Consider the following 16167-nt stretch of genomic DNA (forward strand, 5'->3'; position numbering starts at 1 on the left):
TTCAACCAAAATCATAGCGTGGTTAAAAAAGATTAATAGTCGCCAATTCAAGTTCAAAAATTTTTATGCTCATTTAATACGCTCATAATGATTATTTATTATACTAATAGGATATTAATAACGCTTAGAGACGACCTATGCCATACACATTGACCCTGTTAGGTACCGATACAGAATTTTCTCCCGGGTTTGTCGATAATGCTTACGATAGAGCAGAAACTTTAAGCTATGTATCCACTATTGTTTCCGGTGAAACACTAGATGATAAATCATTTCCAACAGATGAAACAACCAGATACAGAAATTCAAAAGTAGCAGTTGTTAATGGCCCAACGACCCTTGGTTCAGAAGTGGGCGATAGAATTGCTCGAGGAGTTGAAGCGATATTAGAGGCAATTAGCCGTGGTGAAACGGATATCAGTATTGTTGCTCATAGCCGAGGTGCGGTCGAGGCGATATTAGTGGCACATGAACTGGAACGAATACAAAAACTTTTTGAGCAAGGTGAAGTTGATCGTTCCGAACTGACCAACAGTGTTTGTAAATACACAAAAACTGCCATGAATGGCCCTCATAAGGAAGCGTATGACTCATTAGATTTGAAAAATATTTCTAAACATATTGGTAAAGTAAAAATATCAATGTTTAATATTGATCCAGTTCCTGGCGGTAATTATATGGGTATTACTCACGCATCATCTCTGGCATGGAGAGATCCCCGCTTTTACACAGTACCAAAGATAGTTCAAGAGTATGAACAATACACCTATGAAAACGAGAGAACCCGATGCTTTAAACCCATAGTACCCAAATGCGCATCTTCCGAAACCAAATTTAAAATCCATAGTTTACCAGGTCATCATGGAACGGGTTCAGGAAACCTATTGGATCAGCAAAGAGGCCAAAATCCCACTAAAAAATCAACTGAGCATGTTCAGGAATTAGTAGTAGTAAAATTAATGGACTTTCTAATGCGTAATGGAGTAGCTATTGCGCCCAAGAAACCTGAAGAAGATCCCTTTGAAAATCTTATGTCTCAAATTTTTGATGACAATAAAATTACTAAAGAAAAATTTGAATCCTTGTATTATGAATTATTTAACAAAATTATCGAGAATAGAGAAGCTTATCGACATTTTAATCAAACCTCCTATGCAGTTCTTGGTCAGGAACAAGCAATAATAAGGAGACTGTGGAATGTCATAGATCAACGTATCGTTCATTATCAATCTCATAATGATACTTATCTGGAAACAATCGTTCCTCCTGTACCTGGAGGACATTTTTTAAACTATGAGCATGCGCGTATTCATTTGAATCATGAACTGGGATTGAATGATGAAATGCCACTTAGTGAAACAATTAACACGGCAGTAGATAAACTCGTCAAAATATGCAAGCATACTCACGAACTAAGAGATTTAAAAGAAAAAAATAAAGAAATTGATCCATTGGCTTCAATTATTTTAGATAAAATTGCACCGACCCTTGACACTAAAGAAGGCTTTGAACTGTTTCTAGAAGGCTTAGGAATGCTAATCGAAGAAGTAAAAAGACCTTATTTACAGGGTGAATTAACTGACTCTCTTGAAAGAGAAGCATTATATAATGCCGTATTTAGAACTTTTTCAACCTTTAAAGAATATACCCAGGAAAATCCTGATAATGAATTAGCCAAAACAATTTTGTCCACTGTTACATCCCAGTTAGAAACGACTCTGGAAACAAAACGGGATACTTTAAATGAACAATACTTATCCATTGCAACCAGATTGAAAGACAAGGTTTTTTTCACTTCCTTACAACAAAAAATTCAAGAAATAAAAGATAACTTAAATAAAGAAAGCCAAGGTAAGGACGGATCGGAGTACTTATTGGATCTGAACTTACAAAAATTCCTGGAGAGTTCTAAAGATTTATCTAATTCAAGTGTGGAAGAAATTAGATTGTTTTTAGAGCAAGAACTCAAATCTTTGCAAGAAATAGAAGTGACTAGTGAATTAGCTGAAAACACTCAACAGTGGGCTTGCTTGCTTATGGATGAAGCGATAGATGAGAGCCCCAATTATAACGTAGAGAATTTAATGGCTGAATTCATTAAAGCATATAATGATTTAGATAAGTTTAAGAAAGCCCTTCCTGATTTCAAAGAGCTTAGTAGTAAATTAAATTACAGGGAATGGGAGTGTCAATTAGAATCGCAACGAGATCATATAGTTCATATGATTGCTCGATACATAGTAAAGGAAGGTTTAGATCTGGAACAAGACATTAAACCCCTTTTCAAGAAAAATGAAAAACTATACAACCAAGTTGAAGGACTTGCTATCGGCTTGGGAGCGAAAAATCCATTAGAACTCAAGTTAAGTTTACAAATAGAAAAACTTGAAAAAGAATCTTTAAAAATAATTAGCTTGATAGAGCAAGTTACAGAAGAAAACGAAAAAACCAAAGAGCAATTAAAAGAAAAAGAGTCCCAATTACTCCACTTAAATGAAGAACTTGAATTAACTAAAGAAGATCAAGCGCAAAAAATTCTGAAAATAGAGTCGTCTAGACTACGTTTGATTGAAGAGATTGAAAAATTAAAGGGAGTTGTGCATTTACAATCGAACACCCTGGAGCAATTGAAGGAACAATCTCAAAAACAAGAAAAACATATCCAAGTGTTAACCGAAGAAAATGAACAACACTTAAAAACAATTGCCGAATTGAAACTTCTTGGGAAAGAGCAAGTTAAAATCATAGAACAATTAAGTAAAAAAGGAGATCTATTACTCCACTTGAATGAAGAATTAAAATTAACCAATAAAGATCAAGTGCAAAGAATTCAGGAATTAGAGAAAAACAAGACACAACTGACGGAAGAGATTATTGAATTAAACAAAGTCAAACTCTCACAATCTAACACCATAGATCAATTGAAAGAACAAATTCAAGAACAAGAACAAATTATTAATCAATTAACCCTGATTCAAGAGAAACAATCCGAAAAAATCAAAGAGTTAACAGGAAAAACAGAACAACAAGAGTTAACGATTATACAATTAAAATCTAAAGAAAATGAACTCAATCAATTAAACAAAGAATTATATAAGGCTAAACAAGAACAAAGCAGTGAAATCCAGCAGTTAAAAAAGAAAAAAGAAGAATTAAAACTGGAAATTAAAAATTTAAAACAGGGAGTGTTGGAACAAAAAGGTACTATAGAGGAACTATCAAAGGAAATAATAGAGCAAAATAAGCAAATCATTGATTTAAAACTTAAAAATGAAGAACAGGCTCGTAAAATCATTGAATTAGAAACTGTAAAGAAAAATGATGAGCATCCGATTAGCCACAAAGACCAAGAGAAATTAATTCAACAATTACTTTCTCCTAAAGAAATTAGTAGTGCGAATCTTATTGAAACACAGTTAATACCATTAACTCGTGATTATCTTAACCATTTAATTGAAGAAGCGAGAAAGATTAACCCTTCAGTTACTGAAAAGAATTATCAAAACCTGCCCCCCTATACAGGAGCTTCGTCAGATAAAGCAATGTATGAAAAAATTGCTACAAAATATGAGCTGACTAAATCAATGGAGGCCATTTTAAGCAATAAAAATGATTTCCCATTGCCTAGTACACGCATCACCAAATTTACGGAAGAACTGAATAAGAACAATAAGAAATTAGGTGAACATCGTGATCCCGACTGGAAGCGTTATGCAAAAACTTGCCTCATTGCAATTGGGGTAATTTGTAGTGGAATTATCCCGGGAATTATAGCTTTGGTTGCTTATAGCAGCTATAAAGAAAAATCTTCACCCTTATTTTTTACTAACAGTACCGGTAAAGAATATACAGAAAAACTGGAACAATCCCTTCAAAATATTGGTCCTAAAAAGTAAAGGCCTGAATCTATTCAAATCAATAAGCCACAGGAAAGTGGTTATTGGTAACAATAACTCAATAGACCTCTTGCATAACCTGCCTCTTTTACTTTATTGCTGTGTTGTAAAGGTTTCTGCGGTGCTCATTTACTCTATGTAAACTCCGCTCCTCGAAAAATTATTACCCTATATTCATATTTACCAACACTGGGGCTGTCATTCTTTTCCAATTTCTACATATTTAGCTTGAATAGATGGGTATAGGCGTGAAGTTTATCTGGGGAGGTTGAGAAATACCTCAGATATTTTTAAGAAATTAAATTGGTATATAATGGCGTCCCCAGGGGGATTCGAACCCCCGTTACCGCCGTGAAAGGGCGATGTCCTAGGCCTCTAGACGATGGGGACCTGGATCTTTTTACTACATCAAGTACAACTATACTATTTAAACACCAAATAATGGCGTCCCCAGGGGGATTCGAACCCCCGTTACCGCCGTGAAAGGGCGATGTCCTAGGCCTCTAGACGATGGGGACCTAGTATTACTTTTTTACCATCAACATACAATGATGTTGATGGTGGAGCTAGGCGGGATCGAACCGCCGACCTCTTGCATGCCATGCAAGCGCTCTCCCAGCTGAGCTATAACCCCAAAATAAGGTGAGCAGTTTAATTAGCCGCCTTAATACTGTCAAGTGGTTTTTCAATTTAAATGCAAAGTCTGCTCCTCTATGGCATAATAAAATCTTAATGAAATTAAATTATACTTAATGTATATCTTTATGATTAAAGGATAAGTCAATGCCAGCAATAAAAACCTTGCAGGAATACCTTCAGGATCATAGTGATAATCTTATCTTGGGTACTGCAGCCCTTACTATACAACTCAGAACAGAAAATACCCCATATGCTCATTCTATTCATGTTATCGATGACTTGGTTGACCTCTCAACTCTTGAAACAGGGTATTATCTGAGATTTCTTGACAGGGGTCATGGTTTATTTCATCTTTATGGAGTAGAAGTGCTATCTAAAGGAAATATTATTGTCCATGAAAATATACCTCGTTCGCAATTACATAATCACAGTGATGACCTGTTTAAAGAACAATTAATTACCTTAGACCAAGAAAAACGGATATTTTATCGCATTGCTAAAACTTCGGGTGGTGGAGCAGATCTTCATGAGGATTTGGTAGTGCAATATGCAACGCACGGCCATGTTGGTGACTATATTAATTCACAGTTGGGTTATGGAGATAAGCTCCCATCCATTGCAGGTTTTAGAGTTAAAAAAAATAAGGAAATAGAAGAGCAAGTGATTTTAACTGTACCAGAACCTCAAGACTCTGAAAAAAATCCCGATATTCATGAAACAGACGAAATGATTCCAAAAAAATTCATTAGCCAACCAGAATCAACTCAGAAAACTGTACCAGAACATCAAGACTCCGAAAAAAATCCGGATATTCATGAAACAGATGAAATGATTCCAAAGAAATTCATTAGCCAACCAGAACCAACTCACAAAACAGAGAGTAGCAATATTAGTGCCTACAATGTCTTGACAATGGGCTGTGGATTTTTAGCTGCAGTTGGAGCAGCTGCTCTGATTGTCGGTGCCCTGGCTCTGGCTAGTATTATTACCGTAATAGCCCCTCCTGTGGGTCTGGCTTTGATTATAACTGGAGCAGTCGCCTTAGGTACTGGATTAACCGGAGCAGGTTTCTTTGCGTCAAAGGGAACGAGCAGTGAAGGATCAGAACTCGATCCAAGCCAAGTTGACTCTTTAAGCAAAAAAAACGTTTGACCAATTCAACAACAAAGGTTGTAATAAATATTGGGCTTTAAAGAGTCCAACAATATAAGCCTGCTCGAGAAGTTATCCAAACTAAGTAAGATAAACAATCTCTGGTGTAAAAAATAACAAGAGGTACGGATGCAGAATATTTTTATCTTTATTATTTTCCTCGTCTACTCTAAGCTTGGTTTTACCAAGCCTCAACCAAAACCACAATCGAACATGCAAGAAGTTAATCGCTACATAGAGCAGACCTGGAGTGTACTGACTCGGGACAATACCAACCTTCTATTAGCTAATACCGATGAAAAACTACCTGACACCAATTCAATTATTTATTTGTCACAAGAAGAAAATCTCACTGAGATAAAAAATAAAGTAACTAGAAATTGGCCAGAATGGAAAAAAGAGCAAGTCTCTTTTAAACACCTTCCAGGAGATATTTCAGCAATAGAACAACATGGTTTGCTGTATTTACCCTACCCTTATATCGTACCTGGAGGGCGATTTAATGAAATGTATGGTTGGGACAGTTATTTTATTGAATTAGGACTACTGGAGCATAATCATCTAACAATGGCTCGAAATATGATTGATAATCTTATCTATGAAATTAATCATTACGGAACCATCTTAAACGCGAATAGAACCTATTACCTTCAACGTTCTCAACCTCCTTTGCTCACTGCAATGATTTTTGCTTATTATGAGAAAGTACAAGATAAAAAATGGCTTAAATCCACATTACCTGCGATCAAGAAACTACATAGTTTCTGGACAACACCACCTCATTTAATACCAGATCTGGGTTTATCTCGTTATTATGCTGGTGGCAAAGGAGTACCACCTGAAGAGTCAGCCATCTATTATCAGAAAGTTTTAGATTATTTCAAAACACATAATATTGATGATTATGATAAGTCCTTATTTTACAATGAAGAGTCTAATCAATTAACAGAACTATTTTATAGCGCTGATCGGACTGTTCGGGAGTCAGGTTTTGATATTACTGCCAAGTTTGGTCCTTTCAGCGCTGGTATCCTGGACTATGCTCCTGTCGATTTGAATGTATTAATCTATCAAATGGAGAAAGATCTCGGCAAAATTTATAATATTCTTGGGGATCAAGGAAACTCTTCTGTTTGGGACCAAAAAGCACACTCCCGTGCAAAACTCATAAACCACTATCTTTGGGATAATAAAGCTGGTTATTATTTTGATTATAATTTTAAAACAAAACAATTAAGACCATACATTTATGCTACCACATTCTACCCACTGTGGGCAGGTATTGCATCCAAAGATCAAGCACAGGCCCTTGTCAACAATCTGCCTGTTTTATTAGCTAAAGGCGGACTATTAACCAGTTGCTACCAAAAAGGGTTTCAATGGGATGCCCCTTTCGGCTGGGCTCCTTTGCAATATTTTGCCGTACTTGGACTAAATCGATATGGCTATCAATCATTAGCTTTGGATATTGCCAACCGTTTCGTCAATACAATTCATAAAGGATTTCAGGAGACCCATACTCTCTTCGAGAAATACGATATACAAACCATGAGTATCCATACTGAAAACAAAATTCAATATAGTTACAATACTAATGTGGTCGGTTTTGGCTGGACAAATGGTGTATATCTTGTATTCATGAAATTAATTAATGCCAGTTAATGAACTCAATAAATTCTTTATTACTGACGTAAAGCAGGAGGACAAGAATTTTCAAAACTTCTCTTGGAAGCCTGTAAAGACTTTTGTGAATTACTCCATAACAGATGGTGTCTATAAAGATCACCATCGCAGGAATGAGAACGCTTCAATGCTGTATTAACCATAGGCTTGTCCATTAAATCCTGTTTTACTCTAATTTGATATTTTTTTTGAGCTTTTAATTCTGTGGAAATTGTCAGATTTTTCAATATAACCAAATTTTTTAAATCATGGTGGACAGCTTCATTTTGAACCAGTAACTGCTTTTCTGTATTTCTTTGAATTGAATTGTTGATACTTATGCCAGCTACTACTAAACCAAAAAGACCTGCAATACCCAGAATCGCCCATCCAATAATAGGAACCGCTGCGAAACCAGGAAAAATCCCTAACGCGGTCAATAAACCTAATGAACCAGTAGAGCAACCAGCAAGAGAACCAAACGCAGCACAAAATGCGATAAACCCGGTTTTCAGTTTGGCAAATACTGAAAGTTCCTCGAACCGAAAAAAATTACTTTTACGATACGCACTTATTATTTTTTTCTTTAACTCTGATTTATCAACAGTGTTGATTTCAATTATTTTTCGTAAAAAACAATCGCTGTGAACGTCATCAAGTAATTGATGAAGAATTGATGTCGCTGAAGATGGGAGAGTCTGCTTTGAGATATTTTTTAATAATCGGTGTCTCATACTTTCAATTAACACAGACTTATCATAGTCTCCACAATAGTTTTGAGGGTTTTTAATAGAGCATTCTTTTTTGATTGCCAATAGATATTCAATAACACAATCAACAATCTGTTTTTCTTGTTCCTCAATGGCATGTTGTAACTCATGATTTTCTTTAAGGAAATTAGTATAGGACCAATAAGTAACAGGTAAGCCAATTAATAAGAACAAACCAGTAGAGATAGAACCCAAGACAATAGCCAGGGTTGAAGTACCCATGTTCAACCCAAGGGCACCAAACGCCAGACCAAAAGTAGTCCAGGCAACACCTCCTGCTGTTCCAATACCATCAGACAGTGATTTTAAAATTTGCATTAATTCAATCAGCATTGATATTTATAAGTTGTGGCCATTTTGAGTCTTATTTATTGTTTTAACAAGACCTAACTTTCATCTGAGCAACTACAATACAAAATCAACTCATTATTTTCCTAAACGTTCTCTATAAATATCCACCCGTTATTTATGCAACTTAAATAATTCCCGATGACCGCCTTGAATTACCAATGACCAATATTAGGTGCTGATGCCCAAGGTTCCTCCTTAGGCAAAGGCGCACCCTTTTGCAATAGTTCTATAGAGATATTATCTGGTGACCGTATAAAAGCCATATGACCATCCCGAGGTGGTCTATTGATCACTACGCCAGCTTCTTGCAAGCATTGGCAGGTTTCGTAGATATTATCTACATGATAAGCCAGATGTCCGAAGTTTCTGCTTTCTGTGTAATTCTCAGGATCCCAGTTATAAGTTAATTCAATCATTGGACCATAGGAATTTTTGACCTGGTTCATATCTTCAGGGGCAGCCAAAAATACTAATGTAAAGCGACCTTTCTCATTTTCAGTTCGTTTTACTTCTACCAACCCCAACTTATTGCAATAAAAATCCAGGGATTGTTCCAAATTAGAAACTCTAACCATGGTATGTAAATATTTCATCAATTATCCTTAATAATCAAAAACAATATTCATATTTATAATCAACAAATTAGTTTACCCAACAATCATGCAGCCAGCAAATAGGTTCCATGAATTTTTCTCAAGATGAGTCAAGGATGAAAGAAATTATTAGTATGAGCTCTATTTTCAAATGAGATTTAATTTTGGCATAGTAACCGTCATCATTTTAAAACCAACACTTAAATGCCCATATTATATCTAATATGAATAAAAAGTATTAACAAAACCCTCCATAAGGCTTATTATTGCCAGATTCTATATTATTAATTTGAAAAGAATCTCAAATGAATCGTATCAAGCTTGGCATCAGTAATATTATTTTTATGGGAAGATGGCTCCAACTCCCTTTATATTTTGGATTGATTTTAATTCTCGCTGGCTATGTATATCGCTTTATTATTGAGTTATTTGAATTGATCTTCCATCTTAAAGGTATGGATGATACTCATATTATGCTTGGTGTATTAGACCTAATTGATGTCGTCATGATTGCTAACCTGCTTATCATGGTAGTTATGGGTGGATATGAAACTTTTGTATCTCATCTGCAATTAGACTCTCATCCCGATCAACCGGAATGGCTTGATCATTTTGATGCCGGTGCCATGAAAATCAAATTAGCTCTTTCGCTAATAGGTATCTCTTCCATTCATCTGTTAAGAACTTTTATAGATCCTGCAAAACTCAGTAATTATTCTATCATGTGGCAAGTTGTTATTCATTTAACTTTAATTGTTTCAGCCTTAGCCATCGCCTTGACAAATCGATTGATGGAGTATCCCGCTAAAACAAATCACTCAGCGTCCTAGCTTAATCAATGAGTTCAATAAAATTAATAGCAGGATACCTGATGCCGCTCTAAAAAAATAATGACTGACTTAAAATTATTCGCTAGAATCATGAATGTTTAACCTGTCCAGGGAACAAATCGGATTGAACCAGAAAGAAGTGATTAGTAAGTTCTTCCTGGTTAATGTAGTCAACACGGAAATATAGGGATATGAATCATGACAGATACTCCAGTAACTAATCTAGCCGTCGATCTAATGGAAGAGAGTACAGCCACAGACAACTCCCCCCCTGCAGAAAACAAAAAAAAATTGATAAAAAATCTGAAAGAATTAGAAGCCACTCAGGAAAATTTTGATCAAATCAAAAAACACATCTCATCAATTATTGATTCTTTAGTAAAAAACCGTAGTCTTTTCAGCCGAGCTGCCGTGTATTGGGAGAACATGCCCCTATGGCTAAAAATTATTGCAGGTGTGGTATTAGTCGTTCCCACATTGGTTTTGGGAATTGCAATTCATGTCACTACACTCATTGTAATCAGTGTTCTAACTTTGGTTGCTTATGTCGCCAGCGCACTAGTTCTTGAAAATCATGTTCAAAAGGAAGAGCATATTACCGAGCGCTTGAAAGAAAATATGCTTGGATTGGCAGATAGTTTGGGATCAGTCATCGAGTCCTTTGAACCTCTCCGTAAGCAAATCGCTGAAGAAATCGAGTATTTTCATCAAGAAAATGAAAGATTAAATCTCAATACAACAGAGCTTAGCGAACAAATTGAGCAATTAACGACACAAGCTGAACAATTACAGAAAACCGAGCAGTCTTTACGAAAAACTAAAGAGAAGTTGGAAAATACTGCGGACACGCTTGATGTGAAAGTAAAAATACAAGAAGAATTATTACTGATAAACAAAGCAGAACTTCAAAAAATCAAGGAAGAAATTGAAAAAAATGAACTGGAATTATCTGAGAAAATTTCTGAATTGAATCAGGTAAAGCAAGAAATGGGAGTAGAAATTGAAAGAACTGAATCTATTGCCCAAGTCTTAAAAAAAACAGTGGAGAAACTCTCACAAACTGCGATTAAAGATCAAAATCATAGGGAGTCATTTCAAAATAAATTAAATGATTTTTTTGCCAATAAGGAAGAAAGTTTCAATAAGGTTGCTAAACGAATATGTGATGCAGAACACGAGTTATGCTTGGTCAAGGAAGAATTAAATTTTAGTAACAAACGTTACCAGGAACTATTAGAACGCCAGGAGCATGTCATAAAACGTCTGGAACAAATCAAAGTTTCTCATTTACCCGCACCTCAACATAGTAATGCAAAAGCACTTAGTCAATTTGGTATTATGGCTAATATCGAAGATTCTACTGCAAATGTGCAGCCGGAAGAAATCAGGATGCAAACTGCAGCGTATTGACTATTGAATAGTTCAATTATCAGGAACGATCGATGTATATAGTTGCATCGATCGTATTGAAGAATTGCCAAATTTTATTAATCAGGCATCATGCTTGCAAAATTTTAATTTACTAAAGGAAAATATAAGTTTAAAACAGGTGACAGTTGATGCAAATTATTCTTGCTAATCAAAATCCTAATTTCTTAAATCAAACGATTACGATTAATATTTTATCTGGACAATGCTTCTTTTCTGATAGCGAGAATACAATAGAGTTGAAAGAATTATTGACTAAGTCTGATTTTATTCATCCCCTACTGAATGAACCCTTCACCCCTGTAAAAGACTATTTTTTTCATTATGAATACAGCACATTGGATGAATTATTTTATGCCGCAATTTATGTATATACAGTCCTCATACATGTAGATAATCCCTCTGCTTGCCTATTTAAGATAAATCCTTCTGATGAATTTAGTTTTGGTCAAAAAAATGACTCTATTTCTTTTTCGATACATCCCGATAAAAATGCTACAGAAACGATTACTATCGATCAGCTGAACAAACTTTCTGGACTAATAATAAAGACAAAATTTCATTACTCCGAAATGATCCTTATTGATGATGAATTTACTATTAAAGAACTTCCAGTGTCTGTAAATGGTGATTTATTGTTTCGTCGTGATGAAGAAATAATAGAGCTTTTAAAGCAACCTGCCGATTTAAGCCGTTTCGAATTACGTTATATAAATCCTGTAATCGGCTTTGGATTATATAGTAAAACCACCATAAGAAGAGGTGAAATCATTTCGTTATATACAGGAATTAAAGCCACAAGATTACCAACAGATTTGCAATATACTTTCATCCCTAAAGACGACAGTCTGAATTTGCACATGAATGCAAAATTTTCAGGTAATATCACTCGATTTATTAATCATGCGCCTTCTGCAAAAAAGGAAGAGTCTCACGACTCAAAACAATTACTAAATGACAATTGTATTACCCACTCGCGCTCTATTAATGGAATAGAATTCATTCTTGTCATGGCAAAAACTGATATATTCCCTGGAGAACAATTGCTTTATGATTATGGAGCCGATTTTTTTGCCAGTTCCAATCTATTTCGCTTTAAAAAAAATGGGCGACTTTCTCAAAAATTTGTAAGAAAAATCAGAAAGTTATCACAGCATAAAACCATACATTTTCGAATCATGGCAAATTGTGGAGTGAAGGCAGCACAAAAGTATTTATTGATGCGACTTTTTGTAATTTTAATTACCGTCTTTGTTGTAGTATTTTTTATCGGTAATTGGAATATGAAACCTTTTGCATAACCATAGGATTTTACTTAGAGTCAAACGCAATAAGATTGTCTTACAACACCTCAAAGCCTATGTAATTTTCCCATGGTAGATCCTCTCTGGTATATCCATCGACTCTCGCATGTTGAGGTCCATGTTTCAACCAGGCATAAAACTCTTCTAACTTCTCTTCTGTTCCACAAGCCAATACCTCAACCCGACCATCTGGTAAATTTCTGGCCCAGCCGTCAATCATTAGTTGTTCGGCTTGTGCTTTAGCAGAAGCACGAAACCATACTCCCTGTACCCTCCCTGAAATATAGCAACGCATGCATAATTCCTTGGCCATAATTATTTTCCATCCATTATAAAACAATAAATAACACATTGGACTTGTTGCATAAAAAGAGCGGTTTATGCATGAGTTCTACTCCATTATGTCATAATTTAATCAATATACCATGACTTCTCTACGTAACTTGTTTCAAAAAAATGACTTCTATAGGAGGCATTTTAACTCATTTTGCTATAGTTAATAGAAGTCTTATATAAGAAGACACAATTATTTTCTTATATCCAATTTGAGTATTTTGTACTGGAGTTATAGTTGCATTCCAAATAAAACACAGTAAATTAGAGAATAGGAATTCTATTAATAACGGAGATGAAAATGAAAAAAATGGTTCTTTATGCACTTCCATCCATAATCCTGGCAAATTTATCTATCTCAGCCTATGCTGATACAACACCTGCTCAATTAACGGGTACCCCAGCTGAACAAATTCAGCAATTAAATGCACAGATTCAAACTCAATTACATGATTTGCAAACAAAACAACAACAACAGCTTGATGCATTAAACACTCAATTACAAAATCAAATTAAACAAGTTCAATCTGAATTACAACAACAAATTCAGGCAGTTAATTCACAAACTCAAGATCAAATAAAACAAGTACAAACCACACTACAAGATCAGATTAAACAGGTACAGCAACAGGCTTTGCAAAAGAACTAATACAATTACAGACGATTGGTTTTCGGTAACTCTAATTGGGGAATGTAAGCTTTGGAGTGGCTATGTCTCCAAAAACTTAAATCATTGCAGATAAATTAATATGAGTTCAGGATAAAATTTGGGTTATTTTTTATGTCGAACTCATATTAATTTTACAGTTAATATCACTTGTCTAATAACACCATAAAATCAATAAAAAACAAAACAAGATTAGACGAACCATAAAGCACAACTTGATCATCAATTGCCATAAATTTCATATGGATAACATCTTCTTTCCTGGTAACTTATCATTATGTTCTTGATGAAACCAACGCATTTGCAAATTTTCCTGTTAAAATAACATCAGAAACAGGACTTTTAATGAACATTTTCAACCGTGTATTACACAAATAATTTAAGCGAATTTTTCTTGATTTTTAGCTTAAATATACTATACCTAAATAACTATAACTATTTAATCAATAAGGAAAATTGAAATGGACTTAAGTAAAAGAATCGAACCAAAAACCTGGGCTTTTGTTGAAAAAATACAAAATGCGGGCGGCAAACCAATTTATGATATTCCAGTTCAGGAAGGAAGAACCATATTTAATCAATTACAAGCCTTGCCTTCTGAAAAGCCCGAAGTTGATATTGAGGATAAGACTCTTCCAGTTGGTCCTTCCGGAAAGATTGCAATTCGCATTGTTCGCCCTAAAGGAGCAAAAGAAGCATTACCTGTTGTAATGTTCTTTCACGGTGCTGGCTGGGTTTTCGGCGGTTATCAAACCCATGGTCGTCTTGTACGAGAAATTGCTGTTGGCGCTCATGCAGCTGTAGTATTTGTGGAATACACTTTAGCCCCAGAAGCTCAATATCCTGTACAAATCGAAGAATCTTACGCTGCCATGAAATACATTGCAGAACATGGCAAACAATTTAATCTGGATACGTCACGTTTTGCCGCTGCTGGTGACAGTGTTGGTGGTAACATGACTAGTGTGATGACTCTTCTGGCGAAAGAACGAGGCGGCCCCAAAATCGATTATCAGGTACTCATTTATCCGGTAACCGACGCCAATTTTGATAATGCATCCTATAAAGAATTTGCAGAAGGGCCTTGGCTAACCAAGAAAGCGATGGAATGGTTCTGGGACAAATATTTACCGAATAAGGAAAAAAGAAAAGAAATTACAGCATGTCCTCTTCAGGCTTCCTCCGAACAACTTAAAGGATTGCCGCCTGCGCTTGTAATTACCGGTGAATGTGATGTTTTGCGCGATGAAGGCGAAGCTTATGCTCACAAACTTAATGCAGCTGGGGTGACTGTCACTGCAGTTCGTCATTTAAGCACAATTCATGATTTCTTGATGCTAAACGATATTGCTGAAGCTCCTGCCTGTCGGAATGCCATTAAAACCATTATCGGGCATCTGACTCACGTTTTCTCCGGGAAAAAGTAAAATAACTATGACTGGCATCGCATTTGATGTCAGTCACATTTCCTGATTTGATTGGAGTAATAGCTTGCAAACAGCAAATAAGGGGGCGCTTTTTTAACATGGCAATCATTCAAATCTGAGTATAATGCCAAACGTCAAACTTTCTTTTCCCCAGTGAAAGAGTACTAGAAAAACCACAAAATGGCGATATATTTTACTCCAGGGCATGAATCATACCTATCAGTGCTTAATAAAACCTTAAGAATTGATTAAAAAACTTGCGAATTTCCTCCAGACAGTGTTATGTTGAGTTGAAGGGATTTGGAAGTGGAGTTTAAAATGGAATCAATGATTGATTTAGTTGGCTATGTCGCTTCTTCTTTAGTTTTTGCTACATTCTATGTCAAAAAAATTCTGACACTAAGACTCATCGCAATTTGTAGTAACATCGCATTTATTACATATGGGTTAGGTTATCATTTACACCCTATATTTATTTTACATTGTGTTTTATTGCCTTTGAATTTATACAGAATCTTTGAGTTATTAAAAAGTGATCCTGAGTTTACTTTGTTTACGAGGATTAATGTGAAAGCAACCAGATAACTGTTTTCATTATTTTAATGGTATCATACTCATTTAAAATAAAAAGGAATCTTCTATGTGCTATTGGAATAGAATGATCTGCCTGGTGTTAATGGGATTTTCTGCTTTTTTACAAGCTGGCACCTATATCCCTCAATGCCCTAAAGAAATCAACACCCTTGAGCATATACAAACATCCCCCAAAGGATGGGAAACTCTAAAGGGAATTCAAAACAATTATCTGGGTAGTGTTTCCTTCTATTCTGGGCACCCCAAAGCACAAGCTAGTTTAAAGCCCCTGCTTATTAATAAAAAGAAAGCCGAATGGAAATTTTCCACTCACGATACCATTTACATCGTATGTCATTACAATCAAACAGGAATTGAACTCACACAACAATTACCTGAAAAAACAAAAAGTTGTACTGTTATTTTTAATCAAAATGTAAGAGGTGCGTTTGGATTCCTGCCTCATAAAATAACTTGCACTAAATAGTGGAATGCCTTTTTTAGACAAAGCCTACCAGCAGCTTTAACATTTAAAAATACAA

The 16167-nt window shown here is 35.3% G+C and carries 14 protein-coding genes and 3 tRNA genes; 10 read left to right on the forward strand and 7 right to left on the reverse strand.

Going from position 1 to position 16167, the window contains the following annotated elements:
• The first annotated feature begins 137 nt into the window (after positions 1–137).
• Positions 138–3896 (forward strand): hypothetical protein, encoded by a 3759-nt coding sequence (locus ACZ5EK_RS09835; protein ID WP_464429330.1) that lies wholly within the window; start codon positions 138–140, stop codon positions 3894–3896.
• A 314-nt stretch (positions 3897–4210) separates the two neighbouring features.
• On the opposite strand, the gene ACZ5EK_RS09840 is transcribed toward ACZ5EK_RS09835, so the two are convergent.
• From ACZ5EK_RS09840 to ACZ5EK_RS09850, 3 genes are all read right to left on the reverse strand, one after another.
• Positions 4211–4286 (reverse strand) — tRNA-Glu (locus tag ACZ5EK_RS09840).
• 52 nt (positions 4287–4338) lie between these two features.
• Positions 4339–4414, reverse strand: a tRNA-Glu gene (locus tag ACZ5EK_RS09845).
• A 40-nt stretch (positions 4415–4454) separates the two neighbouring features.
• Positions 4455–4530 (reverse strand) — tRNA-Ala (locus ACZ5EK_RS09850).
• A gap of 149 nt (positions 4531–4679) precedes the next feature.
• On the opposite strand from ACZ5EK_RS09850, the gene ACZ5EK_RS09855 reads away from it, so the two are divergent.
• Positions 4680–5687 (forward strand): hypothetical protein, encoded by a 1008-nt coding sequence (locus tag ACZ5EK_RS09855; RefSeq protein ID WP_464429331.1) that lies wholly within the window; start codon positions 4680–4682, stop codon positions 5685–5687.
• Positions 5688–5816: 129 nt separating this feature from the next.
• Positions 5817–7349, forward strand: coding sequence for a trehalase family glycosidase (locus ACZ5EK_RS09860; RefSeq protein WP_464429332.1), 1533 nt, complete (start codon positions 5817–5819; stop codon positions 7347–7349).
• 20 nt (positions 7350–7369) lie between these two features.
• On the opposite strand, the gene ACZ5EK_RS09865 is transcribed toward ACZ5EK_RS09860, so the two are convergent.
• Together ACZ5EK_RS09865 and ACZ5EK_RS09870 are read right to left on the reverse strand one after the other, a co-directional pair.
• Complete coding sequence (locus tag ACZ5EK_RS09865) at positions 7370–8437, reverse strand: hypothetical protein (protein ID WP_464429333.1); 1068 nt, start codon at positions 8435–8437, stop codon at positions 7370–7372.
• A gap of 185 nt (positions 8438–8622) precedes the next feature.
• Entirely contained in the window at positions 8623–9063 is a 441-nt protein-coding gene (locus tag ACZ5EK_RS09870; RefSeq protein WP_464429334.1) for a VOC family protein, read from the reverse strand.
• Between the two features lie 305 nt (positions 9064–9368).
• Between ACZ5EK_RS09870 and ACZ5EK_RS09875 the strand changes: the two genes are divergently transcribed.
• From ACZ5EK_RS09875 to ACZ5EK_RS09885, 3 genes are all read left to right on the forward strand, one after another.
• On the forward strand, positions 9369–9893 hold the full coding sequence (locus ACZ5EK_RS09875; RefSeq protein WP_464424166.1) for a TIGR00645 family protein: 525 nt from the start codon (positions 9369–9371) through the stop codon (positions 9891–9893).
• A gap of 198 nt (positions 9894–10091) precedes the next feature.
• The gene (locus ACZ5EK_RS09880) at positions 10092–11303 is read left to right on the forward strand and encodes a LegC2/C7 family Dot/Icm T4SS effector (protein WP_464429335.1); all 1212 of its coding nucleotides are present in this window, start codon (positions 10092–10094) and stop codon (positions 11301–11303) included.
• A 149-nt stretch (positions 11304–11452) separates the two neighbouring features.
• Positions 11453–12622, forward strand: coding sequence for an SET domain-containing protein-lysine N-methyltransferase (locus ACZ5EK_RS09885; protein ID WP_464429336.1), 1170 nt, complete (start codon positions 11453–11455; stop codon positions 12620–12622).
• Between the two features lie 40 nt (positions 12623–12662).
• On the opposite strand, the gene ACZ5EK_RS09890 is transcribed toward ACZ5EK_RS09885, so the two are convergent.
• On the reverse strand, positions 12663–12938 hold the full coding sequence (locus tag ACZ5EK_RS09890) for an acylphosphatase (protein ID WP_464429337.1): 276 nt from the start codon (positions 12936–12938) through the stop codon (positions 12663–12665).
• Positions 12939–13259: 321 nt separating this feature from the next.
• Between ACZ5EK_RS09890 and ACZ5EK_RS09895 the strand changes: the two genes are divergently transcribed.
• Complete coding sequence (locus tag ACZ5EK_RS09895) at positions 13260–13607, forward strand: hypothetical protein (protein ID WP_464424170.1); 348 nt, start codon at positions 13260–13262, stop codon at positions 13605–13607.
• A gap of 164 nt (positions 13608–13771) precedes the next feature.
• Here ACZ5EK_RS09895 and ACZ5EK_RS09900 read toward each other — a convergent pair whose 3' ends face one another.
• Entirely contained in the window at positions 13772–13873 is a 102-nt protein-coding gene (locus ACZ5EK_RS09900; protein ID WP_464432484.1) for a hypothetical protein, read from the reverse strand.
• 213 nt (positions 13874–14086) lie between these two features.
• Between ACZ5EK_RS09900 and ACZ5EK_RS09905 the strand changes: the two genes are divergently transcribed.
• The 3 genes from ACZ5EK_RS09905 (at position 14087) to ACZ5EK_RS09915 (ending at position 16112) form a co-directional block, all read left to right on the forward strand.
• Positions 14087–15052: an alpha/beta hydrolase gene (locus tag ACZ5EK_RS09905; RefSeq protein ID WP_464429338.1), complete on the forward strand. Its 966-nt coding sequence runs from the start codon at positions 14087–14089 to the stop codon at positions 15050–15052.
• 318 nt (positions 15053–15370) lie between these two features.
• Positions 15371–15637, forward strand: coding sequence for a hypothetical protein (locus ACZ5EK_RS09910; RefSeq protein ID WP_464424173.1), 267 nt, complete (start codon positions 15371–15373; stop codon positions 15635–15637).
• Between the two features lie 55 nt (positions 15638–15692).
• Entirely contained in the window at positions 15693–16112 is a 420-nt protein-coding gene (locus ACZ5EK_RS09915; RefSeq protein WP_464429339.1) for an STY0301 family protein, read from the forward strand.
• Positions 16113–16167 lie beyond the last annotated feature (55 nt).

The organism is Legionella sp. JM-2024, from assembly GCF_055389095.1.

Bases quoted from the DNA above. Each gene is read 5' to 3' on its own strand.
- ACZ5EK_RS09870 (WP_464429334.1), bottom strand. From the start codon at position 9,063: ATGAAATATTTACATACCATGGTTAGAGTTTCTAATTTGGAACAATCC.
- ACZ5EK_RS09915 (WP_464429339.1), top strand. From the start codon at position 15,693: ATGTGCTATTGGAATAGAATGATCTGCCTGGTGTTAATGGGATTTTCT.
- ACZ5EK_RS09885 (WP_464429336.1), top strand. From the start codon at position 11,453: ATGCAAATTATTCTTGCTAATCAAAATCCTAATTTCTTAAATCAAACG.
- ACZ5EK_RS09890 (WP_464429337.1), bottom strand. From the start codon at position 12,938: ATGGCCAAGGAATTATGCATGCGTTGCTATATTTCAGGGAGGGTACAG.
- ACZ5EK_RS09895 (WP_464424170.1), top strand. From the start codon at position 13,260: ATGAAAAAAATGGTTCTTTATGCACTTCCATCCATAATCCTGGCAAAT.
- ACZ5EK_RS09860 (WP_464429332.1), top strand. From the start codon at position 5,817: ATGCAGAATATTTTTATCTTTATTATTTTCCTCGTCTACTCTAAGCTT.
- ACZ5EK_RS09875 (WP_464424166.1), top strand. From the start codon at position 9,369: ATGAATCGTATCAAGCTTGGCATCAGTAATATTATTTTTATGGGAAGA.
- ACZ5EK_RS09910 (WP_464424173.1), top strand. From the start codon at position 15,371: ATGGAATCAATGATTGATTTAGTTGGCTATGTCGCTTCTTCTTTAGTT.
- ACZ5EK_RS09880 (WP_464429335.1), top strand. From the start codon at position 10,092: ATGACAGATACTCCAGTAACTAATCTAGCCGTCGATCTAATGGAAGAG.
- ACZ5EK_RS09835 (WP_464429330.1), top strand. From the start codon at position 138: ATGCCATACACATTGACCCTGTTAGGTACCGATACAGAATTTTCTCCC.
- ACZ5EK_RS09865 (WP_464429333.1), bottom strand. From the start codon at position 8,437: ATGCAAATTTTAAAATCACTGTCTGATGGTATTGGAACAGCAGGAGGT.
- ACZ5EK_RS09855 (WP_464429331.1), top strand. From the start codon at position 4,680: ATGCCAGCAATAAAAACCTTGCAGGAATACCTTCAGGATCATAGTGAT.
- ACZ5EK_RS09905 (WP_464429338.1), top strand. From the start codon at position 14,087: ATGGACTTAAGTAAAAGAATCGAACCAAAAACCTGGGCTTTTGTTGAA.